Genomic DNA, 18,583 nt, shown 5'->3' on the forward strand with positions numbered 1-18,583 from the left:
CGCTGAAAAGCGGGGCGCGACGTTCGGGGTTTTTGACTTGACGCCCCATGCCCCCGTCTTTAGTGACCCGCCTCGTGAGCCTGTAGCTCAGTTGGTAGAGCAACTGACTTTTAATCAGTAGGTCCAGGGTTCGAACCCCTGCGGGCTCACCATTCCTTCCCCTTCGTTTCCGGTGTCGCGAAATGTCGTGACCTGCGCGGCCCGTTGCCTAATCTTCGGATCGGGGCGGTCCTGCACCGCGCGCGCATGGGGATTGCCTTGATCGACCACATCCTGAGCCTGCCGGTCGCGCTGTCGGCGTCGCTGTTCATCGCGGCCACCGTTCTGCTGGCCTTGGCCTCCTACGCCGTGGCGCGGTGGGCCCGGCCGTGGTCCCGCGGGTCCGAAACGCGCGATCTGGCGGGGTCTGTCACCTTCCGTATCGCGGCGCTGCACGGGCTGGTCCTTGCCCTGGTCTTCGCGCAAGAGCTGGGAAACATCCGCGACGTCCAGACCGCCGCGGCGCGCGAGGCGTCGTTGGTAAGCGACATCTTCCATGACCTCGAGCGATTCGACCCGGACGCGACCGGGCGGATCCGCCGCGACCTGGCGCGCTATGCCGTCATCGTGGCCGACCAGGAATGGGACCTGCTGGCCAGTGACGCCCGCCTGTCCCTGCCGGCCTGGGATGCATGGGAAAGCGCCTATCTCGGGATCCTCGACCTGCCGACCGGAACGCTGGTGCAGGAACGGCTGATGGGCTTCATGCTGGACGACATCCGCGAATTGTCGGCCCTGCGCGACGCGCGCGAGAACGCGGCGCTGTCGGGCACGTCCTCGCTTTTCCTCTTCGCGGCCATCGCCGGCGTGGTCCTGATCTCGGCGGCGTGGTTCACCTGGGCGCCCACGGCGCTGCACCTCGGCCTGATGGCGGGGTTCGCGGCCTATACCGGGCTGATCGTGTTCTTCGTGGTGGCCTACGCCAACCCCTACCACGCGCCCGGCAACGCCGAGCCCACGGGATTCGAGCGATTCCTGACCGACCGCGTCCGGGCCGTCGCCGCCGAGCCGGACTGAGCGCGGCCTTCCTTCGGCGCGCGCTGGCACTAGCTTGGCGAAGGGCAAGGAGGATCGGCATGCACAAGCTTCAGACACAGGGCGTCCACCACATCACGCTGGACGGCGCGGACCGGCAGACGTCGCTCGATTTCTGGGAAGGCGTGCTGGGCATGCCTTTCGTGTTCGAGCAGCCCAACCTCGACAACCCGGGCGAATCGCACCTGTATTTCGACCCGGGCGACGGCCGGCTGATCACCATCTTCACCAACGAGGACCGCAAGCCTACGGGCAAGCCCGCGCCGGACAACCCCGGCGACGTGCATCACATCGCGTTCGCCGTCAGCCAGTCGATGTATTCGCAGCTGGCCGGGCGGCTGGACGCGCGGGGCATCAAGCATTCGGGCGAGAAGGATCGCGGGTTCATGAACTCGATCTACTTCCGCGACCCGCTGGGCACGCTGATCGAGCTGGCATCCTACCGTTTCGTGCCGCCGGTGGGCGCGACCCATACGGACGTGCTGTTCGAGGCGCACCTGATCCGGGTCGAGATGGGGGACACATCCATCGGCGATCCGCATCTCGCCATCGCGATCGAGCGTCTGTCGAAGCGCAATCAGCGCAGCCTGAGCGACTGAGCGCTCAGGCCACCGCGCGGGCCTTCGACAGCTGCACCGCCAGGATGCCCGCCATGATGATCGCGACGCCCAGCACGTCCAGCGGACCGATCCGTTCGCCCAGGATGGCGGCCGCGATGGCAACGCCCAGGAACGGGTTCAGGAAGTGGAAGGTCGCCGCGCGCGTGGCGCCGATGCGGCCCACCAGCACGAACCACAGCAGCGTCGCGGCCAGCCCCGGCACCAGCGTGGTGTAGAGGAACGCGATCACCAGCGACGGCGACCAGTCGACCTCCCACGGCTCGAGCGCGGCGCCCGCCACGGCCAGGATCGCCGCGCCCACCAGCATCTGCAGGCCCACGACCATCACCACGTTGCCGCCCGACGACGCCCCGCGCACCGACAGCGTCGCGGCGGCCAAGGCCAGCACGCCGGCGATGCACAGGCCCAGCCCGAACGGGTCGACCCCGCCCGAGATGCGGCTGCCCATGATCAGAACCGCCCCCGCAAGCCCCGCGAACAGCCCGGCGATGGCCTGCCGGCCCAGTTGCTCGCCCAGCAGGCTCCAGCCCACGAAGGCCACGATCAGCGGCATCGTGGAGGCGATGATGGACGCGAGGCTCGCGTCGATGGTGCGCATGGCGACGAAATTCAGGCCGAGGTAGAGCGCGTTCTGGCACAAACCGAACAGGAAGGTCAGACGCCACTGCCGCGCGGTCAGGTTCCAGCTCTGGCCCATCGCGCGGGCGACGATGACGGCCAGCGCGCCGGACAGCGCGAAGCGGAAGGCGAGCGCGGTCAGCGGCGGCGCATCCGCGACGATGAACTTGGCCGAGGTGAAGGCCGAGGACCACATGACCGCGAAGGCCAGCCCCAGCATCAGTGCGCGAAGATCCATCAGGTCAGCGTCACGCCCGCGTTGCGCATCCCGTCCATGGCGGCCTTGAGCGAGCCGTCCAGGTCGATGCCCCGCGACAGGTCGGTGCGTACGGTAACGTCAAAGCCCAGCTTCGCGCCGTCCACCGCCGAGAAGTTCACGCAGAAATCCAGCGCGAGGCCCACCATGGTCAGCCGCTCGATCCCCCGCGTGCGCAGGTAGCCCTCGAGCCCGGTGGGCGTCTCGTGGTCGTTCTCGAAAAAGGCCGAGTAGCTGTCGATGGCCGGGTTGAACCCCTTGCGGATGATCAGGTCGCCATCGGTGCGCAGGTCGGGATGAAACGCGGCCCCCTTCGAGCCCTGGACGCAGTGATCGGGCCACAGGACCTGGGGGCCATAGGGCATTTCGGTCATGGTCATCGGCTGGGCACCGGGATGCGACGAGGCGAAGGACGAATGGCCCGCCGGATGCCAGTCCTGCGTCAGGATCACGGTGGCGAACTCATCCATCAACGCGTTGATCGGCGCGACGATATCGTTGCCCCCCTCGACGGCCAGCGCGCCGCCCGGGCAGAAATCGTTCTGCATGTCGATGACGATCAGGGCGTGCGCGCGGTCGGTCATGGGATGTCCTTCTCAGCTTGGCGGCAGCTAGGCGCGGCCCCCCTCCGGTGTCAACCGCCGCCCGCTTGCCCGGACGCGGCCACGGCGCTATCAGCCGGGGCCATGCCCGTCGTCGCCGCGTTCTACCGTTTCGCCTCGCTCGAGGATCCCGACGCCCTGCGCCCCGCGCTGCGCGCGCTGGCCGAGGCGCACGGCGTGCGCGGCTCGATCCTCGTCGCGGGCGAAGGGGTCAACGGCACGATCGCGGGCCCGCGCGACGGCATCGAGGCGGTGATCGCCCATATCCGCGCCTGGCCCGGCTGCGCCGGTATGGAGGTCAAGGAAAGCCACGCCGAGACCATGCCCTTCGGCCGGCTGAAAGTCCGCCTGAAGCGCGAGATCGTGACGCTGGGCGCGCCGGTCGACCCCGACCGGGTGGGCCAGTACGTCCCGCCATCGGCATGGAACGACGTCATCTCGGCGCCGGACGTGGCCGTCATCGACACGCGCAACGCCTACGAGGTCGCCATGGGCAGCTTCGCGGGCGCAATCGATCCGGGCACCGAGGCGTTCGGCGATTTCCCGGCCTGGTGGGCGGAGAATGCCGAACGGCTGCGCGGCAAGCGTATCGCCATGTTCTGCACCGGCGGCATCCGCTGCGAGAAATCCACCGCCTTCCTGCGCGCACAGGGGGTCGAGGAGGTGATGCACCTGCAGGGCGGCATCCTGAAATACCTCGAAGAAGTGCCTGCCGACCAAAGCCTCTGGCGCGGCGAATGCTTCGTCTTCGACCAGCGGGTGACCGTGGGCCACGGCCTTGTCCCCGGCAGCGCCACACTCTGCCACGCCTGCCGCAGGCCGCTGTCGCCCGAGGATCGGGCGCATCCCCATTACGAAGAGGGCGTCCGTTGCCCCCACTGCGCCGACGAATTCACAGACGAACAGCGCCAGCGCTTTCGCGAACGTCAGAAACAGGTGACGCTGGCCGAGGCGCGGGGCGCGGCGCATCTGGGTCCCGACGCGCTTCGCAAAACCGTTACAAAGGACGGCTAAACGGCGCGCGACCGAAACGGGGGCCCGGTATGACGAAGATCGCGATCAACGGTATCGGCCGGATCGGCAAGCTGCTGGTGCGGCGCCTGTTCGACATGGGGCTTGGCGACCGGATCGCGCTGCTGAACGATGCGAAGGGCGATCCCGGGCAGCACGCCCTGCTGCTGGAGTTCGACACGGTCCACGGCCGCTGGAGCCGCCCCGTCTCGGCCGACGGCAACTCGCTCGTCATCGACGATCACCGCATCCCGCTCAGCCACGCCGCGCGGATCGAGGATCTGGACCTCACCGGCATCGACCTGGTCATCGACTGCACCGGCACCTTCAAGACCGTGGCCAAAACGCAGCCCTATTTCGACGCGGGGGTCGCGCGGGTGCTGGTCAGCGCGCCGATCAAGGAAGAGGGCGCGCTGAACCTCGTCTACGGCGTGAACCACGACCTTTATGACGGCAGCCAGCGCCTGGTCACGGCGGCCAGCTGCACGACCAACTGCCTCGCCCCGGTGGTGAAGGTCCTGCACGAGCGCATCGGCATCCGCCACGGCGCGATCACCACGATCCACGACGTGACCAACACGCAGACCATCCTCGACCGCCCGGCGAAGGACACGCGGCGCGCGCGCTCGGCCGTCAACGCGATGATTCCCACGACCACCGGCTCGGCCACCGCGATCACGGTGATCTACCCCGAGCTCAAGGGCCGCCTGAACGGCCACGCCGTCCGCGTGCCGCTGGTCAACGGGTCGCTGACCGATTGCGTGTTCGAGATGGAGCGCACGGTGACGGCGGACGAGGTGAACACGCTGTTCCGGGACGCCGCGGCAGGCGACCTGGCCGGGATCCTCGGGGTCGAGGACCGGCCGCTGGTCTCGGCCGATTTCCTGAACGACGACCGGTCGTCCATCGTGGACGCGCCGTCGACCATGGTCGTGAACGGCACGCAGCTGAAGGTCTATGCCTGGTACGACAACGAATGGGGCTATACCTGCCGCATGGCCGATATCGCCCGGATGATGACCTGACCGATGAGCGCCGCCGACCGCCCGCTTGCTGCCTACGCCACGGTGACCGCCGCCTACTGGGCCTTCATGCTGACCGATGGCGCCCTCAGGATGCTGGTGCTGCTGCACTTCCACGAGCTGGGCTTCAGCCCGGTGCAGCTTGCCTTCCTATTCACCCTCTACGAGGTCGCGGGCATGGTCACCAACCTGGCCGCCGGGTGGCTGGCCGCGCGGTTCGGCCTGACCCGCACGCTGTATCTCGGGCTCGGTGTGCAGGTGGTGGCGCTGGCCGTGCTCACCCGCCTCGACCCGGGCTGGGCGGTGACGCTGTCGGTGACCTTCGTGATGCTGACCCAGGCCGCGTCGGGCGTGGCCAAGGACCTGACGAAGATGTCCGCGAAAAGCGCGGTGAAATTGCTTGCCCCGGGTGACGGCGCGCTGTTCCGCTGGGTGGCCGCGCTGACGGGATCGAAGAACGCGGTGAAGGGGCTGGGCTTCTTCCTGGGCGCCGCGCTGCTGGCGTGGCTGGGGTTCCGGGCGGCGCTCTGGTCCATGGCGGGCACGCTGGCGCTGATCCTGCTCGCGGTGCTGGTCTTCATGCCCACGGGCCTGCCGCAGGGCCGCAAGGGCGCGAAATTCTCCGAGGTCTTCAGCAAGGACCCGGCCGTGAACTGGCTGTCGGCGGCGCGGATGTTCCTGTTCGGCGCGCGCGATACGTGGTTCGTGGTGGGCATCCCGGTGTTCTTCCAGGCGACGCTGACCGGCGCGCTGGGCTGGGACACGCGCGACGCCTTCTTCGCGGTGGGCGGTTTCATGGCGGTCTGGATCACCCTCTACGGGGCCGTGCAGGCGGGTGCGCCGCGGGTGCTGCGCGCGAATGGCCGCGATCTGCCCAGCCTGGCGCGTGGCGCGGCGTCCTGGCTCACGGGGCTGATCGTCATCCCGTTGCTGCTGGCCCTGGCCGCCATGACGCTTTCCGGCGCGCCCCTCGTGGCCGTGGTGGTGATCGGCCTTTTCGTCTTCGGTGCGATCTTCGCGGTGAACTCGTCGCTGCATTCGTTCCTGATCCTCGCCTTCAGCACGGGCGAGCGGGTGACGCTGGACGTGGGGTTCTACTACATGTCGAACGCGGCCGGGCGCCTGCTGGGCACGCTGCTGTCGGGGATCAGCTTTCAGCTGGGCGGATTGCCGGCCTGCCTCGCCACCGCCGCCGCCATGGCCGCGCTCAGCCTGGTCGCCGCGCGCAAGCTGCCGGGCGGCGCGGGCCACGCCCCATCACTGGTCTGAAAATACTTTCGGTCCCGCCGGTTCAGCGGCGCGTCCGCTTGACCTTGCGCGCCGTCTTCGCCGACTTCTTCTGCGCCTTGGCCCGCGCACGCTTGGGCGGCTTGCCGGGCTTTCGGGACCCGCCGCCGCCGCGGGGCATGGCGTCGCCCTCGACCTCCAGCAGCTCCAGCATCAGCCCGCCGGTGACCGGCACCGCCTCGGCCAGACGCACGGTCACGCGCTGGCCCAGCCCGATAGTCGTGCCGCTGTCGGCGCCCATGAGGGTCTGCGCCTCGGGGTCGAAGACGAAGAACTCCCGCCCGATCGACCGCACCGGGACCAGCCCGTCGGCGCCGGTTTCGTCCAGCTTCACGAACAGCCCGAATTTCTGCACACCCGAGATCCGGCCCGTCATCTCCGAGCCCACGCGCTCGGACAGGTAGGCGGCGAGGTATCGGTCGGTCGTGTCGCGCTCGGCCACCATCGAGCGTCGCTCGGTGCCCGAGATCTGTTCGGCCGTCTGGTCCAGCGCCTCGATCTGCGCGGGGTCGAGTCCATCGTCGCCCCAGCCATGGGCCGAGATCAGCGCCCGGTGCACGATCAGGTCGGCATAGCGGCGGATCGGCGAGGTGAAATGGGCGTAGTTCTTCAGCGCCAGACCGAAATGCCCGAAATTCTGCGGGCTGTAATAGGCCTGCGTCATGGCGCGCAGCGTGGACATGTTGATGAGCTCGTCGAAATCGCTGTCCTGGGCCTGCGACAGAAGGCGGTTCAGATGCGCGGTCTGCAACACCTGCCCCTTGGCCAGCGCGAAGCCCGAGGCCTGGGCCACCTCGCGCAGCGCCTCGAGCTTCTCGGGCGCGGGTTCCTCGTGCACGCGGTAGAGCAGGGGCGAGCGGCGCTTCGACAGCTCTTCGGCGGCGGCCACGTTGGCGGTGACCATAAACTCCTCGATCAGCCGGTGCGCGTCCAGCCGTTCGGCGAAATCGACGCTGGCGACGCGGCCGTCTTCGGACAGGACGATCTTGCGCTCGGGCAGGTCCAGCTCCAGCGGCTGGCGACGTGACCGCGCCCGGCGCAGCGCCGCGTAGGCGGCGTAAAGCGGGTCGATCACCCTCTCCATCAGCGGCGCCACCTTGTCGGACGGGTTGCCGTCACGCCCCGCCTGCACCTGCTGGTAGCTGAGCGAGGCGCGCGACCGCATCAGCCCGCGGGTGAAGCAGTGGGCGATCTTGTTGCCCTCGGGATCCAGCGTGATGCGCACGGCCATGCAGGCCCGTTCCACATCCTCGTGCAGCGAGCACAGGTCCCCCGATAGCGCCTCGGGCAGCATCGGGACGACGCGGTCGGGGAAGTAGCTCGAGTTGCCGCGCAGCCGCGCCTCGCGGTCCAGCGCGCTGCCGGGGCGCACGTAATGGGCCACGTCGGCGATGGCGACCCAGATGACGTGGCCGCCCTCGTTCCCCGGGTCCGTGTCCGGCGCGGCCAGAACGGCGTCGTCGCGGTCGCGGGCATCCGCCGGGTCGATGGTGATCAGCGGCAGCTCGCGCAGGTCCTCGCGCCCGTCCAGCCCGGCGGGTTCGGCCGCCTCGGCCTCGGCGATGACCTCGTCCGGGAACTGGTCCGGAATCCCGTGCTGGTGGATGGCGATCAGCGACACCGCTTTCGGCGCCGTCGGGTCACCCAGGCGCGACAGCACGCGCGCGCGCGGCAGGCCCATGCGGCCCTTGGGGCCGGCGCGCTCGGCCTCGACCAGTTCGCCATCCTGCGCGCCGTGGGTGTCGCGGGACCCGACCTGCCATTCCTTGTCCTGCCCCTTGTCGATGGGCACGATGCGCCCGCCCTCGGGACCTTCGCGGAAGATGCCCAGCATGCGCATGGCGCTGGAGTTCAGCTTGCGGATCAGCCGCCCCTCGTAGCCGTGATCCTCGTCCGTCACGGCGGTCAGGCGCAGAAGCACCCGGTCGCCCGGCCCCAGGGCGGGGTCGGCGGCGCGCGGGATCACGAGGATGCGCGGCTCGGGCGTGTCGCCGTGCCATTCCAGCGGGCGGGCGAAGATGTCGCCGTCACGGTCGGGGCCCGTGACCTCGCAGACCGATACGGGCGGCAGGGTGTCGGGGTCGCGGTAGGTCTTGCCACGCTTCGTCAGGTTGCCCTCGGCCTCCAGTTCCTTCAGCACGCGCTTCAGGTCGATCCGGTCCGCACCCTTGAGCCCGAAGGCGCGCGCGATGTCGCGCTTCGCGGTCTGGGTGGGGTTTTCCGAGATCCAGTCGAGGATCTGCTGCTTCGAGGGGATCTTGGCCATGGCGCCGCGCCTAGCACGCGCCGGGCGGGCGCGACAGGGGGCGGCGTGCGCGGCTCACAACGACAGCCACATGTCGCGATGCGGGATGCCGGCGTCGTCGTAGATCGGGCCATCCGGCTCGAACCCCAGCCCGCGGTAGAAGGGGATCACGTGCACCTGCGACGAGACCTTCATCCGGGCCGCACCCCGGGCGCGCGCCACGCCGATGGCGTGTTCCATGATCTGGCCCCCGATGCCTGTGCCGCGCAGGGGATGCAGCACGCAGACCCGGCCGACCTTGGCGACGTCGTCCTCGATGAACATCCGCGCGGTCCCCACGTCCAGGCCGTCCTGCCGGGCCAGCATGTGGATCGCGTCACCGTCGCGGTCGTCGTACTCGTCCGCCTCCGAGATCTTCTGCTCCTCGATGAAGACGACGCGGCGCAGTTCGCGGCAGGCGTCGATATCGTCGGTGATGTCCACGAGAACGGTCATTTGAAGAAATCCTTCAGGATACGGGTATAGATCGCCTTCAACGTGACGATGTCGGCCACCGGGACCCGTTCGTCGATCTGGTGCATGCTGCTGCCGACCAACCCGACCTCGACCACGGGGCAATGGTTGCGGATGAAGCGCGCGTCGCTGGTCCCGCCCGAGGTCGACAGGGCGGGCGTGACGCCGGTTTCGGCCGCGACGGCGTCGCTGACCATCTGCGAGAACTCACCTTGCGGAGTGACGAAGCTTTCGCCCGACACCTTCACCTCGATGTCGAAGTCGACGCCCGTGGTCCCGCTGACCTTGGCGATTTCGTCCTCGATCCAGGCCTTCAGATCGTCCGAGCTGTGCGCGTCGTTGAACCGGATGTTCAGCATGGCCCGGCACTGGCCCGGGATGACGTTGTTGGCGCTGTTGCCGGTGTCGAAGCTGGTGACCTGCACGGTGGTGGGGTCGAAATGCTCGGACGCGTCCACCCGTTCGAACGCGATCAGCCGATCGACCAGCTGCACCATGGCGTGGATCGGGTTGCGCGCCTTGTGCGGATAGGCCGAGTGGCCCTGCACCCCGCGCGCGGTCAGCCAGGCTGTCATCGACCCGCGCCGGCCGATCTTGATCATCTCGCCCATGGTTTCGGGGCAGGTGGGCTCACCCACCAGGCAGACATCCATCGCCTCGCCGGTCTGGTCCATCCAGTCGAGTATCGCGCAGGTTCCGTCGACGCCGTCGCCTTCCTCGTCGCCGGTGATGGTCAGGACGATGGAGCCGTGCGGGTCGTCGGATGCCATGTCGATGGCGGCGGCCACGAAGGCGGCGACCCCCGATTTCATGTCGCAGGCCCCGCGACCGTACATGATGCCGTCCACGATTTCGGCCCCGAACGGGTCATGCGCCCACTGCGCCGGGTCGCCGGTCGGCACGACGTCGGTATGCCCGTTGAAGCCGATGACCGGGCCGTGCGTGCCCCAGCGGGCATAGAGGTTGGCAATGCCGTTGCGATCGACCCGCGTGCAGACGAAGCCCGCGTCTTCGAGCAACTCGAACAGGTGCTGGATCGCTCCGCCTTCCTCGGGCGTGACCGAGGGGCAGCGGATCAGCTGAGATGTCAGCTCGACCGGGTCGGTTGTTGTGTGCATGGGCGGCCTCCTCCGGGCGGCAAAAGGGATGGTAGGCCGGGCGTGTGTGGCGGGCAATCGTGCGGCCGGTCAGTCCGCGCCTTTTTCAAGCTCGTCGCCTTCGAAGAACGGGGTCATCTGCGCGACGATCACGGCGTTCTCGTCCAGCGCGCGCTGCATCAGAAGGCGTTCGTCGGGGTCGATGTCGTGCCCGTCGGCCAGCCGTTCGTCCAGCGTGCCGTATCCGGTGACGTCCAGCGGCGAAAGATCGGCCTGCTTGAGGATGGCGACCGTCTCGCGCACGGCCTCGGCCTCGTCCACGCCGGCCGCGTAGCACATGAGCGCCGCGCCTGTCGCATTCTCGGGAAGCCCGTCCGAGGGGGCGCGACCCACCTCCACCAGGAGCGTGTAGACGTAGTGAGGTTTGCCGGATTTAGCCATGGCCGCCGGATGCCAGTCCCGGCGGCCTTTGGCAAGATATCAGGTGCGGCCGCGCACGGCGCGCACGAGGAAGATCAGGATACAGGCGCCGATGAAGCCCGCGACCAGGTAGCCGATGCTGAAGCTGGCGCCGGCGGCGTAAAGGCCCAGCAGCGTGCCGAAGATGAAGTTGAAGACGATGGCGCCGACGATGCCCAGGACGATGTTCATCAGAAGCCCCATGTTGGACTTCATGAATTGCTCGGCCAGCCAACCGGCCAGACCCCCGACGATGATAGCTGCAAGCCAGCCCATGGATTATCCTTCCTGATTGTTTTCGCTACGCATTTGCGCAGGATTCGAGGCAAAACGTCGCGATCTGCGCTCGGTTCCGTGAAGGATCAGCCGAAGACCTCGAAAAACGCGGCGGCGAAGTAGATGGCCAGCATGGCGACACTTTCGACACCGATGCCGCCCGGTCCGCGCCGCTGCCGCGCGATCAGCCCGGCCAGGAGGATCGAGGTCATCAGGATCCCGGTGCCCAGCCAGTAAAGGTCCGTCGTCCCGATGGCGTGGTAGAGGGACCCGTCCCGGTAGGCCAGGTCCGAGAAGACGACGAACAGCGTGTCGAACGTGTTGCCGCCGATGATGCCGCCCACGGCCAGCTGCAAGGCGCCGCGCCGGACGGCGACCAGGGTCGTGACCAGTTCAGGCAGCGATGTGACGACGGCGGTAATCAGCGATCCGACCAGGCTGGACGACAGGCCGAAGCGCTCGATGAACGACCCGCCCACCTGGCTGATGACCCAACCCCCGACGGCCATGATCGCGACCAGTCCGATGAACGACATGATCGGTCCGCGGGCCGATTTCTCGGGCTCTGCATCGTCCTCGGGCTCGTCCTCGCGGGTGTCCGAGGTCTGGACCGGTTCCCACATCGGCTGTTCCGACACGCTGGACGACACGCCGACTCCGTAGAGATAGGTCAGGAAAAGCACGACCGAGATCGGGTGGATGCCGAAATAGGCGATCTCCGGACCGGCCATCGCGCAAAGCGGCATCGACAGAAGCACGATCAGCATCACGCCCTGGAACAGGTTCGTGGGCTCGGCCGCCGCGTGTTCCAGGTTCACCTTCTTGTAGATCGTGTCGGCTATGGCGAGGAAAAGGGTCTGCGCCGCGATACCGCCCACCGCGTTCGAAAAGGCGAAGGACGCGTCGCCGTCCAGCGCCGCGTTGACCGAGACGACCACGCCGGCCAGCGATGTCGCACCGCCCAGGATCAGGCCGCCGGCCATCGCCTCGCCGATCTGGGTGCGGTCCGCGATGATGTCGGCCAGGCGCGTCGCACGGATCGACGACAGGACGACGGCCAGGGCCGCGACCGCGAACACGGCGAACAGCCAGAAAACGGGAAGATCACCAATCATGACGTGGCAACGGGCCTGGCGCTGAAATGGTTGCCATCTTTCCCGATGATTTGCCCGCGCGGAAGGTCAGGGCATCGGGCCGCCGATTGGGGGGCCACATCCTGAACCTCGCCATCGGTGATAGGGGCCAAGGCAAGTGCGGCGCGGGGATCTATCTCCACGCGCGCCGCACCGTTCCCCGGTGCGCCCTCAGTCGCGCAGCAGCTCGTTTATACCGGTCTTGGACCGCGTCTGCGCGTCCACCCGCTTCACGATCACCGCACAGTAGAGGTTCACGTTGTTCTTCGACGGCATCGAGCCCGAGACTACGACCGAGTAGGGCGGCACCTCGCCCATGAAGACCTCGCCCGTCTCGCGGTCGACGATCTTGGTGGACTTGCCGATGAAGACGCCCATGCCCAGCACCGAGCCTTCGCGCACGATGCAGCCTTCGACCACCTCGGAGCGGGCCCCGATGAAGCAGTTGTCCTCGATGATCGTGGGCCCGGCCTGCATGGGCTCGAGCACGCCGCCGATGCCGACGCCGCCCGACAGGTGCACGTTCTTGCCGATCTGGGCGCAGGACCCGACCGTGGCCCAGGTGTCGACCATCGTGCCCTCGTCCACGTAGGCGCCCAGGTTCACGAAGCTGGGCATCAGCACCACGCCCTTGGCGATATGGGCCGAACGGCGGACGACGCAGTTGGGCACGGCGCGGAACCCGGCCGATGTCCACTCGGTCTCGCCCCAGCCCAGGAACTTGCTGTCGACCTTGTCCCACCAGCCGCCGCCCTGCGGTCCGCCCGATTGCGGCGCCATGTCCTTCACGCGGAAGCCTAGCAGCACCGCCTTCTTGGCCCACTGGTTCACGTGCCATTCACCGTTCTCGCGCGGCTCGGCCACGCGCAGCTTGCCCGAATCCAGCGCGTCCAGCGTGGCCTCGATCGCCTCGCGCGTCTCGCCGCCGGTGGCGGGCGTGATCTGGTCGCGGGTTTCCCACGCGGACTCGATTGCGGCTTCAAGCTGGGCGTTCGACATGGGTGCGGCCCCCTTTGTGATGTGTCTGGTTGCGTTGCGCGCTCTATACTCGGGGGGAGGCCCGGGGAAAAGAGATGGCGAAACTCATGCTGCGGACGTTGGCCCTGCTGTTCGTGACGGCCCTGGTGGCGGTGGGGTGCCAGACCTGGCGCAATGGCGGGCAGGCCGATCTGCCGCCCCCGCCGCGGGACGCGCTGCGGATCGCCACCTACAACGTCCACTACATCGTGCTGAACGACGCGACCGGCGCCTGGTCGCGCGGCGACTGGGAGCGGCGCAAGGACCCCCTGGCCGCCGCGGTCGCCGCCACCGGCGCCGATGTCATCGCCTTCCAGGAGATGGAGAGCTTCCAGCGCGGCAGCGACGGCAGCGTGAACCTCGCCCGCGATCACCTGCTGGCCGAACTTCCGCAATACGCCGCGGCCGCCGACGGCCCGTGGGAGACGTTTCCGCCGACCCAGCCGATCTTCTACCGCGCCGATCGTTTGCGCGTTCTGGACGAGGGCTGGTTCTTCTTCTCGGACACGCCGGACCGGATCTATTCGCGCACCTTCGATGGCGGCTACCCGGCCTTCGCCAGTTGGGCGCGCTTGACCGACCGGACGACCGGCAAGAGCTTTCGCGTGGTGAACATCCACACCGACTACGCCAGCTACGACAACCGCGCGCAATCGCTGGCCCTTGTGGCCGAGCGCATCGCGCCGTGGCAGGCGGCGGGCGAAACGGTTTTCGTCACCGGCGATTTCAACGCGCGGCTGGGGTCGGACCTGCACGCCATCCTGGAGGATCGGGGCCTGTCCTTCGCGCCGGTCGAGGGCGCAACCTATCATTTCGACCGTGGCATCAACCTGTTCGGCGCGATCGACCACCTTGCCTACACGCGCGGGGTCGGTCTGGCGGGCGGCCCTTGGGTGCTGCGCCGTCAATTCCTGGGCGAATGGCCCACGGATCATTATCCGGTCGTCACGGATGTGACCTTACCCTAGGCTGCGACCCGAGTTTGACCGAAGGATCCCCCATGCCGGACGACCGCCAATCGCCGTTCCGCGATGCCCACCAGGATATCGAAACCGCGCGCGACATCCCCGATACGCCGCAGACCCGCGCGCCGGCCTACAGGCTGGCCTTCGCCGACGACGACTTCCTGTGCCGCGAGGAGCTGCGCCCCGTGCGGCTTCAGCTGGAACTTCTGAAGCCCGAGATGATCCTGAACGAGCAGAACATCGACTCCACCGTCGTTCTGTTCGGCGGCGCGCGGATTCCGGATCCCGCGAACAAGGCCAGCGCCCGCACGCAGACGCTGGCGGACCTGTCGCGCTATTACGACGAGGCGCGCGATTTCGCCCGGCTGATGACTCTGCGCAGCATGGAGACCTATGGCCGCGACCACGTCGTCGCGACGGGCGGCGGCCCCGGCGTGATGGAGGCCGGGAACCGTGGCGCCCAGGATGCGGGCGGCCATTCCATCGGCCTGAACATCGTGCTGCCCCATGAACAGGCCCCGAACGAGTACGTGACGCCGGGCCTGTGTTTCAACTTCCACTACTTCGCGATCCGCAAGATGCACTTCCTGATGCGGGCGCGGGCGATCTGCGTTTTCCCGGGCGGCTTCGGCACCTTGGACGAGCTCTTCGAGGCGTTGACCCTGATCCAGACCGGCCGGATGGAGCGGGTGCCGGTTCTTCTGTTCGGGCGCGAGTTCTGGGAGCGGGTGATCGACTTCGCCGCGCTGGCCGACGCGGGCACCATCGCCGACGAGGATCTCGAGCTGTTCCGCTACGTCGAGACGGCGGCCGAGGCGGTCGAGATCATCGACACGTGGGACGACGATCCGGCCAAGCGGGACACGATCCCCGGCCGCTGAATTCAGGCCTTGCGCAGCTCTGAATGGCTTTTGAGGACGGTGCCGCCGTCCTCCTGCTCGATCCGGTAGGCCGGGTCGTCGTCATCGGCGTCGCGCGTCACCTCGGAGCCGTCGATCTTCAGCGTCCGTTTCTGGGTGTATTTCTGCGCCACCTTCCCTTGGGCGGTGCCGTTGCCCCAGTCCCATTCCACGGTGTCGCCTTCGTCGTAGTGCTTGGTCATGCCACATCTCCTCGGCGTGTCTTTGACCGCTCAAGGATCGGCAGCGCCGCTTCGTTCCTCGTCACGGCGCGGCACGGCGGACAAGCGCCCAACAAGACGGCGCAATTCCGGCATTATTGGCCTGAAAATACCTGAAGCCGGACGCTCGCCCTCCGCGCCGATCACCCGTCCCGGCGGATCGGGCGACCCATGCCATCCGGCGCAACGCCCCGCAGCGGGGCGCCCCGCGTCAGGACAGGCCCGCGTCGGCCTCGATCTGGCGGCGGGACTTGCGGGCGCGCTCGGTCTCGGACTTCAGCTGACCGCAGGCGGCCATGATGTCCTCGCCCCGCGGCGTGCGGATGGGCGAGGCATAGCCGGCCTTGTAGATGATGTCGGCGAAGGCGCGGATGCGATTGTTCGACGACCGCTCGTAGGGGGCGCCGGGCCATTCGTTGAACGGGATCAGGTTGATCTTGGCGGGGATGCCCTCGATCAGCTTGATCAGACGGTGGGCGTCCTCGTCGCTGTCGTTCACGCCCTTCAGCATCACGTATTCGAAGGTGATCCGCTCGGAATTGGTGGCCTTGGGATATTCGCGCAGCGCGCCCAGCAAGGTCTCGATGTTCCAGCGCTTGTTGATCGGCACCAGCTGGTCGCGCACCTCGTCTGTGGTGGCGTGGAAGGACACGGCCAGCAGGCAGCCGATCTCGGCCGCGGTGCGCGCGATCTCGGGCACCACGCCGCTGGTCGACAGGGTGATGCGGCGGCGCGACAGGGAAATCCCTTCGCCGTCCATGGCGATCTTCATCGCGTCGCGCACGTTCTCGAAATTGTAAAGCGGCTCGCCCATGCCCATCAGGACGATGTTCGACAGCAGGCGCTGTTCGTCCTTGGGATGGCGGCCGGGCAGGGGCCATTCGCCCAGGTCGTCGCGGGCGACCATGATCTGGCCCACGATCTCGCCCGCGGTCAGGTTGCGCACCAGCCGCTGGGTCCCGGTGTGGCAGAACGAACAGGTCAGGGTGCAGCCCACCTGGCTGCTCACGCACAGCGTGCCGCGGCCTTCCTCGGGGATGTAGACGGCCTCGACCTCGTGCCCGCCGGCGATGCGAAGCAGGTACTTGCGGGTGCCGTCGGTCGACAGTTCGCGGCGCACGACCTCGGGCACCTCGATCACGAAATGCTCGGCCAGGAGCGCGCGATAGGGCTTGGCCAGGTTCGTCATGTCGTCGAACGACCGGACGCCCTTCTGGTAGACCCATTGCCAGACCTGGCCCGCGCGCATCCTGGCCTGTTTCTCGGGCGTGCCCGCCGCGATCAGCGCGTCGCGCAGGGCGTCGCGCGTCAGGCCGACAAGATTCACCTTGCCGCCCTCGGCCGCCTTGCGGGGCAGGGTCAGAACGTCCTGTGTGATCGGCGCCTTGGGTGCGTCGGGCATCGGGTCCACCTTCGTCAACGGGATGGACGGCATATAGGGCAAGTGTCGCGCCCGATAAACCCCGCGTGACGTTGCGGGGGCCGACACGAAAAAGGGCGGCCCGCGCCGCCCCTGTCCGTTCCGCTGTCGCGCTCAGTTCACTCGCAGCGACTTTGCGCCTCTTCCAGCGCGGCGGTGAAGCCGAACAGCGAGAAGGTATCGGCGGTGTTGGTGCCGCGCTCGGACCGGGCGCTCAGTTCCGCCTCGGCGCCGCGCCGCATGGCCGCGATGATCTGCGCGTCCTCGGCCTCGGAGGCCGGCCAGGCCCACTCGCCATCGGTGAACAGCTCGAACTCGGTCCCGCCGATGTCCAGCGTCACGGTCGAGCCGTCGGCGAAGGGATAGCCGCCGGTGAACGACACCTCGCCATTGGCGCCCGATCCGGGGCGGAACGTCACGAACAGAAGGATATCGCCGCGGCGCACCGACACGACCTGTCCACCACGGGTGTTGACGGTGTTGGTCGGGCTGCTGACCGACCAGCATTCCTGCGGGTCGTCCTCGACGAATACGCTCCAGGCCGTTTCGACGGCCACGCGGTTGGTGCTTTCGTCCTGCGCCACGGCGGCGGTTGCAAGGGCCGCGCCCAGGATGGCGCCAGCAAGGATTGATTTCATGTGTCGGGGCCTCCAGCCGTCGTCTGCCTCTGGAATTTGGTGCCCGTCCGGCCCGTCTTCGGGGCGCGTGACGAGACGGGTTCCAATCGTCGTCAAGCGCGGCGACTTTAACGACAATTCGCCGAGCGACGAAAGCCCCTGTGGCAAATAATCGCTCAGACGTGAGGCGCCATTCCCGTCACCCGTCCGGCCCGTTCGTGCCGTCCCCGCGGAGCCCAATGGCGCGATTCGCGGCGAGTCGCGACCGGGCAGGGGCGGCCGCCCGTGGTCACTGGCGCACGAAGTCACCGTCGGCGTACCCCTGGAGATAAAGCAGCGCGGTCAGGTCGCCGTGGTTGATCCGCCTGTCCACCTGCGCGGCGACCGAGGGCTTGGCGTGCAGTGCCACGCCTGCCCCGGCCAGTTGCAGCATTCCCAGGTCGTTCGCGCCGTCGCCCACCGCCATCACGTCCGCGGGGGACAGGTTCCGCGCGGCGCAGATGTCGTGCAGCGCCTGGACCTTGGCCTCGCGCCCCAGGATCGGCTCGGCCACCTGCCCGGTGATCCTGCCGGCCTCCTGCGGCAGCTCGTTCGCGCGGTGCATATCGAAGCCCAGCCGCGCCGCGACCCGTGACGTGAAGGCCGTGAACCCGCCCGAGACCAACGCGGTGTAGCCGCCGTTGGCCTTCATGGTGGCGATCAACACGTCGCCTCCGGGGGTGAGGGTGATGCGGTCTTTCCAGACCCGGTCGATCACGCCCGCGTCCAGCCCCGCCAGAAGGCCCACCCGTTCCCGCAGCGCGCCCTCGAAATCCAGCTCGCCGTTCATGGCGCGGGCGGTGATGCCCGAAACCTGCGCCCCGACACCGGCCATGTCCGCAAGCTCGTCGATGCATTCCTGCCCGATCATCGTGCTGTCCATGTCGGCCAGAAGGACGCTCTTGCGGCGGTTCTCGTCGGGCTGGATCACGAGGTCGCATCGCATCTTCTGCGCCTCTTCCCAGACCTCCCACTGGTTGGCGGGCACCTGCGCCACCGGGAATTCGACGGCGCGGTCCGGCGACAGCCATTGCGCGTCGCCCCCGCCCCACGCGTTGCGCAGCGCGTCGGCGAAGGCGGGGTCCAGCGCGGGCGAGATCAGGGTGACGATGGGCATGGCGGCTCCGCTTGGGTTACTCGCGCTGCGCCTTAGCGCATCGAGGGCAGCCGCAACAGGTGCCATCAAATTCCG

General features: G+C 68.1%; 20 protein-coding genes and 1 tRNA gene. 8 read left to right on the top strand and 13 right to left on the bottom strand.

The genetic code is table 11. The features are described 5' to 3' along the window. Positions 1–76 precede the first annotated feature (76 nt). From BUB76_RS04460 to BUB76_RS04470, 3 genes are all read left to right on the top strand, one after another. A tRNA-Lys gene (locus BUB76_RS04460) sits at positions 77–152 on the top strand. A gap of 106 nt (positions 153–258) precedes the next feature. Further along, positions 259–1,056 (top strand): bestrophin-like domain, encoded by a 798-nt coding sequence (locus BUB76_RS04465; protein ID WP_084140532.1) that lies wholly within the window; start codon positions 259–261, stop codon positions 1,054–1,056. Between the two features lie 59 nt (positions 1,057–1,115). Then, positions 1,116–1,673 carry a VOC family protein gene (locus BUB76_RS04470; RefSeq protein ID WP_073127169.1) on the top strand — a complete coding sequence of 186 codons (558 nt, stop codon included), beginning with the start codon at positions 1,116–1,118 and terminating at the stop codon, positions 1,671–1,673. Positions 1,674–1,677: 4 nt separating this feature from the next. Here the strand turns inward: BUB76_RS04470 and BUB76_RS04475 are convergent, their stop codons facing one another. Together BUB76_RS04475 and pncA are read right to left on the bottom strand one after the other, a co-directional pair. Continuing rightward, positions 1,678–2,550: a DMT family transporter gene (locus BUB76_RS04475; RefSeq protein ID WP_073127172.1), complete on the bottom strand. Its 873-nt coding sequence runs from the start codon at positions 2,548–2,550 to the stop codon at positions 1,678–1,680. Continuing rightward, positions 2,550–3,152, bottom strand: coding sequence for a bifunctional nicotinamidase/pyrazinamidase (gene pncA, locus BUB76_RS04480; protein ID WP_073127174.1), 603 nt, complete (start codon positions 3,150–3,152; stop codon positions 2,550–2,552). Before pncA ends, BUB76_RS04475 begins: the two co-directional genes overlap by 1 nt. Positions 3,153–3,254: 102 nt before the next feature. On the opposite strand from pncA, the gene trhO reads away from it, so the two are divergent. Genes trhO through arsJ form a run of 3 tightly spaced genes read left to right on the top strand, consistent with a single transcriptional unit; the run spans position 3,255 to position 6,472 of the window. After that, the gene (trhO, locus tag BUB76_RS04485) at positions 3,255–4,184 is read left to right on the top strand and encodes an oxygen-dependent tRNA uridine(34) hydroxylase TrhO (RefSeq protein ID WP_073127176.1); all 930 of its coding nucleotides are present in this window, start codon (positions 3,255–3,257) and stop codon (positions 4,182–4,184) included. Positions 4,185–4,213: 29 nt separating this feature from the next. Beyond that, a complete protein-coding gene (locus tag BUB76_RS04490) occupies positions 4,214–5,206 on the top strand; it encodes an ArsJ-associated glyceraldehyde-3-phosphate dehydrogenase (protein ID WP_073127178.1) in 993 nt (330 codons plus the stop codon). Positions 5,207–5,209: 3 nt separating this feature from the next. Continuing rightward, positions 5,210–6,472: an organoarsenical effux MFS transporter ArsJ gene (gene arsJ / locus BUB76_RS04495; protein ID WP_073127180.1), complete on the top strand. Its 1,263-nt coding sequence runs from the start codon at positions 5,210–5,212 to the stop codon at positions 6,470–6,472. Positions 6,473–6,494: 22 nt separating this feature from the next. Here arsJ and rnr read toward each other — a convergent pair whose 3' ends face one another. The 7 genes from rnr to dapD all read right to left on the bottom strand — a co-directional run bounded on the left by rnr (position 6,495) and on the right by dapD (position 13,212). Beyond that, complete coding sequence (gene rnr, locus BUB76_RS04500; RefSeq protein WP_073127182.1) at positions 6,495–8,756, bottom strand: ribonuclease R; 2,262 nt, start codon at positions 8,754–8,756, stop codon at positions 6,495–6,497. Positions 8,757–8,810: 54 nt separating this feature from the next. After that, on the bottom strand, positions 8,811–9,230 hold the full coding sequence (locus BUB76_RS04505; protein ID WP_073127185.1) for a GNAT family N-acetyltransferase: 420 nt from the start codon (positions 9,228–9,230) through the stop codon (positions 8,811–8,813). Beyond that, the gene (gene dapE / locus BUB76_RS04510; protein ID WP_073127187.1) at positions 9,227–10,366 is read right to left on the bottom strand and encodes a succinyl-diaminopimelate desuccinylase; all 1,140 of its coding nucleotides are present in this window, start codon (positions 10,364–10,366) and stop codon (positions 9,227–9,229) included. The genes BUB76_RS04505 and dapE overlap by 4 nt, the downstream gene beginning before the upstream one ends. Positions 10,367–10,435: 69 nt before the next feature. Beyond that, positions 10,436–10,786, bottom strand: coding sequence for a DUF8846 family protein (locus BUB76_RS04515; protein ID WP_073127189.1), 351 nt, complete (start codon positions 10,784–10,786; stop codon positions 10,436–10,438). Between the two features lie 39 nt (positions 10,787–10,825). Next, a complete protein-coding gene (locus BUB76_RS04520; RefSeq protein WP_073127191.1) occupies positions 10,826–11,080 on the bottom strand; it encodes a GlsB/YeaQ/YmgE family stress response membrane protein in 255 nt (84 codons plus the stop codon). An 86-nt stretch (positions 11,081–11,166) separates the two neighbouring features. After that, the gene (locus BUB76_RS04525; protein WP_073127194.1) at positions 11,167–12,195 is read right to left on the bottom strand and encodes a sodium:calcium antiporter; all 1,029 of its coding nucleotides are present in this window, start codon (positions 12,193–12,195) and stop codon (positions 11,167–11,169) included. Between the two features lie 189 nt (positions 12,196–12,384). Beyond that, the gene (gene dapD, locus BUB76_RS04530; RefSeq protein WP_073127196.1) at positions 12,385–13,212 is read right to left on the bottom strand and encodes a 2,3,4,5-tetrahydropyridine-2,6-dicarboxylate N-succinyltransferase; all 828 of its coding nucleotides are present in this window, start codon (positions 13,210–13,212) and stop codon (positions 12,385–12,387) included. A gap of 74 nt (positions 13,213–13,286) precedes the next feature. On the opposite strand from dapD, the gene BUB76_RS04535 reads away from it, so the two are divergent. Both BUB76_RS04535 and BUB76_RS04540 read left to right on the top strand, forming a co-directional pair. After that, positions 13,287–14,198, top strand: a complete 912-nt coding sequence (locus tag BUB76_RS04535) for an endonuclease/exonuclease/phosphatase family protein (RefSeq protein WP_073127198.1) — start codon at positions 13,287–13,289, stop codon at positions 14,196–14,198. A gap of 32 nt (positions 14,199–14,230) precedes the next feature. After that, entirely contained in the window at positions 14,231–15,076 is an 846-nt protein-coding gene (locus tag BUB76_RS04540; RefSeq protein ID WP_073127200.1) for an LOG family protein, read from the top strand. 2 nt (positions 15,077–15,078) lie between these two features. Here BUB76_RS04540 and BUB76_RS04545 read toward each other — a convergent pair whose 3' ends face one another. The 4 genes from BUB76_RS04545 to serB all read right to left on the bottom strand — a co-directional run bounded on the left by BUB76_RS04545 (position 15,079) and on the right by serB (position 18,508). Then, positions 15,079–15,297: a hypervirulence associated TUDOR domain-containing protein gene (locus BUB76_RS04545; RefSeq protein ID WP_073127202.1), complete on the bottom strand. Its 219-nt coding sequence runs from the start codon at positions 15,295–15,297 to the stop codon at positions 15,079–15,081. A gap of 229 nt (positions 15,298–15,526) precedes the next feature. Continuing rightward, positions 15,527–16,717 carry a dual-specificity RNA methyltransferase RlmN gene (rlmN, locus tag BUB76_RS04550; protein WP_073127204.1) on the bottom strand — a complete coding sequence of 397 codons (1,191 nt, stop codon included), beginning with the start codon at positions 16,715–16,717 and terminating at the stop codon, positions 15,527–15,529. A gap of 137 nt (positions 16,718–16,854) precedes the next feature. After that, a complete protein-coding gene (locus BUB76_RS04555; protein WP_073127205.1) occupies positions 16,855–17,373 on the bottom strand; it encodes an invasion associated locus B family protein in 519 nt (172 codons plus the stop codon). Positions 17,374–17,641: 268 nt separating this feature from the next. Further along, positions 17,642–18,508: a phosphoserine phosphatase SerB gene (gene serB, locus BUB76_RS04560; protein WP_073127207.1), complete on the bottom strand. Its 867-nt coding sequence runs from the start codon at positions 18,506–18,508 to the stop codon at positions 17,642–17,644. Between the last annotated feature and the right edge of the window lie 75 nt (positions 18,509–18,583).

The organism is Palleronia salina, assembly GCF_900141995.1.
GTDB classification, from domain to species: domain Bacteria; phylum Pseudomonadota; class Alphaproteobacteria; order Rhodobacterales; family Rhodobacteraceae; genus Palleronia; species Palleronia salina.

Bases quoted from the DNA above. Each gene is read 5' to 3' on its own strand.
- BUB76_RS04555 (WP_073127205.1), bottom strand. From the start codon at position 17,373: ATGAAATCAATCCTTGCTGGCGCCATCCTGGGCGCGGCCCTTGCAACC.
- BUB76_RS04520 (WP_073127191.1), bottom strand. From the start codon at position 11,080: ATGGGCTGGCTTGCAGCTATCATCGTCGGGGGTCTGGCCGGTTGGCTG.
- trhO (WP_073127176.1), top strand. From the start codon at position 3,255: ATGCCCGTCGTCGCCGCGTTCTACCGTTTCGCCTCGCTCGAGGATCCC.
- rnr (WP_073127182.1), bottom strand. From the start codon at position 8,756: ATGGCCAAGATCCCCTCGAAGCAGCAGATCCTCGACTGGATCTCGGAA.
- BUB76_RS04470 (WP_073127169.1), top strand. From the start codon at position 1,116: ATGCACAAGCTTCAGACACAGGGCGTCCACCACATCACGCTGGACGGC.
- rlmN (WP_073127204.1), bottom strand. From the start codon at position 16,717: ATGCCCGACGCACCCAAGGCGCCGATCACACAGGACGTTCTGACCCTG.
- BUB76_RS04540 (WP_073127200.1), top strand. From the start codon at position 14,231: ATGCCGGACGACCGCCAATCGCCGTTCCGCGATGCCCACCAGGATATC.
- BUB76_RS04535 (WP_073127198.1), top strand. From the start codon at position 13,287: ATGGCGAAACTCATGCTGCGGACGTTGGCCCTGCTGTTCGTGACGGCC.
- BUB76_RS04505 (WP_073127185.1), bottom strand. From the start codon at position 9,230: ATGACCGTTCTCGTGGACATCACCGACGATATCGACGCCTGCCGCGAA.
- BUB76_RS04545 (WP_073127202.1), bottom strand. From the start codon at position 15,297: ATGACCAAGCACTACGACGAAGGCGACACCGTGGAATGGGACTGGGGC.
- dapD (WP_073127196.1), bottom strand. From the start codon at position 13,212: ATGTCGAACGCCCAGCTTGAAGCCGCAATCGAGTCCGCGTGGGAAACC.
- BUB76_RS04490 (WP_073127178.1), top strand. From the start codon at position 4,214: ATGACGAAGATCGCGATCAACGGTATCGGCCGGATCGGCAAGCTGCTG.
- arsJ (WP_073127180.1), top strand. From the start codon at position 5,210: ATGAGCGCCGCCGACCGCCCGCTTGCTGCCTACGCCACGGTGACCGCC.
- pncA (WP_073127174.1), bottom strand. From the start codon at position 3,152: ATGACCGACCGCGCGCACGCCCTGATCGTCATCGACATGCAGAACGAT.
- dapE (WP_073127187.1), bottom strand. From the start codon at position 10,366: ATGCACACAACAACCGACCCGGTCGAGCTGACATCTCAGCTGATCCGC.
- serB (WP_073127207.1), bottom strand. From the start codon at position 18,508: ATGCCCATCGTCACCCTGATCTCGCCCGCGCTGGACCCCGCCTTCGCC.
- BUB76_RS04525 (WP_073127194.1), bottom strand. From the start codon at position 12,195: ATGATTGGTGATCTTCCCGTTTTCTGGCTGTTCGCCGTGTTCGCGGTC.
- BUB76_RS04475 (WP_073127172.1), bottom strand. From the start codon at position 2,550: ATGGATCTTCGCGCACTGATGCTGGGGCTGGCCTTCGCGGTCATGTGG.
- BUB76_RS04515 (WP_073127189.1), bottom strand. From the start codon at position 10,786: ATGGCTAAATCCGGCAAACCTCACTACGTCTACACGCTCCTGGTGGAG.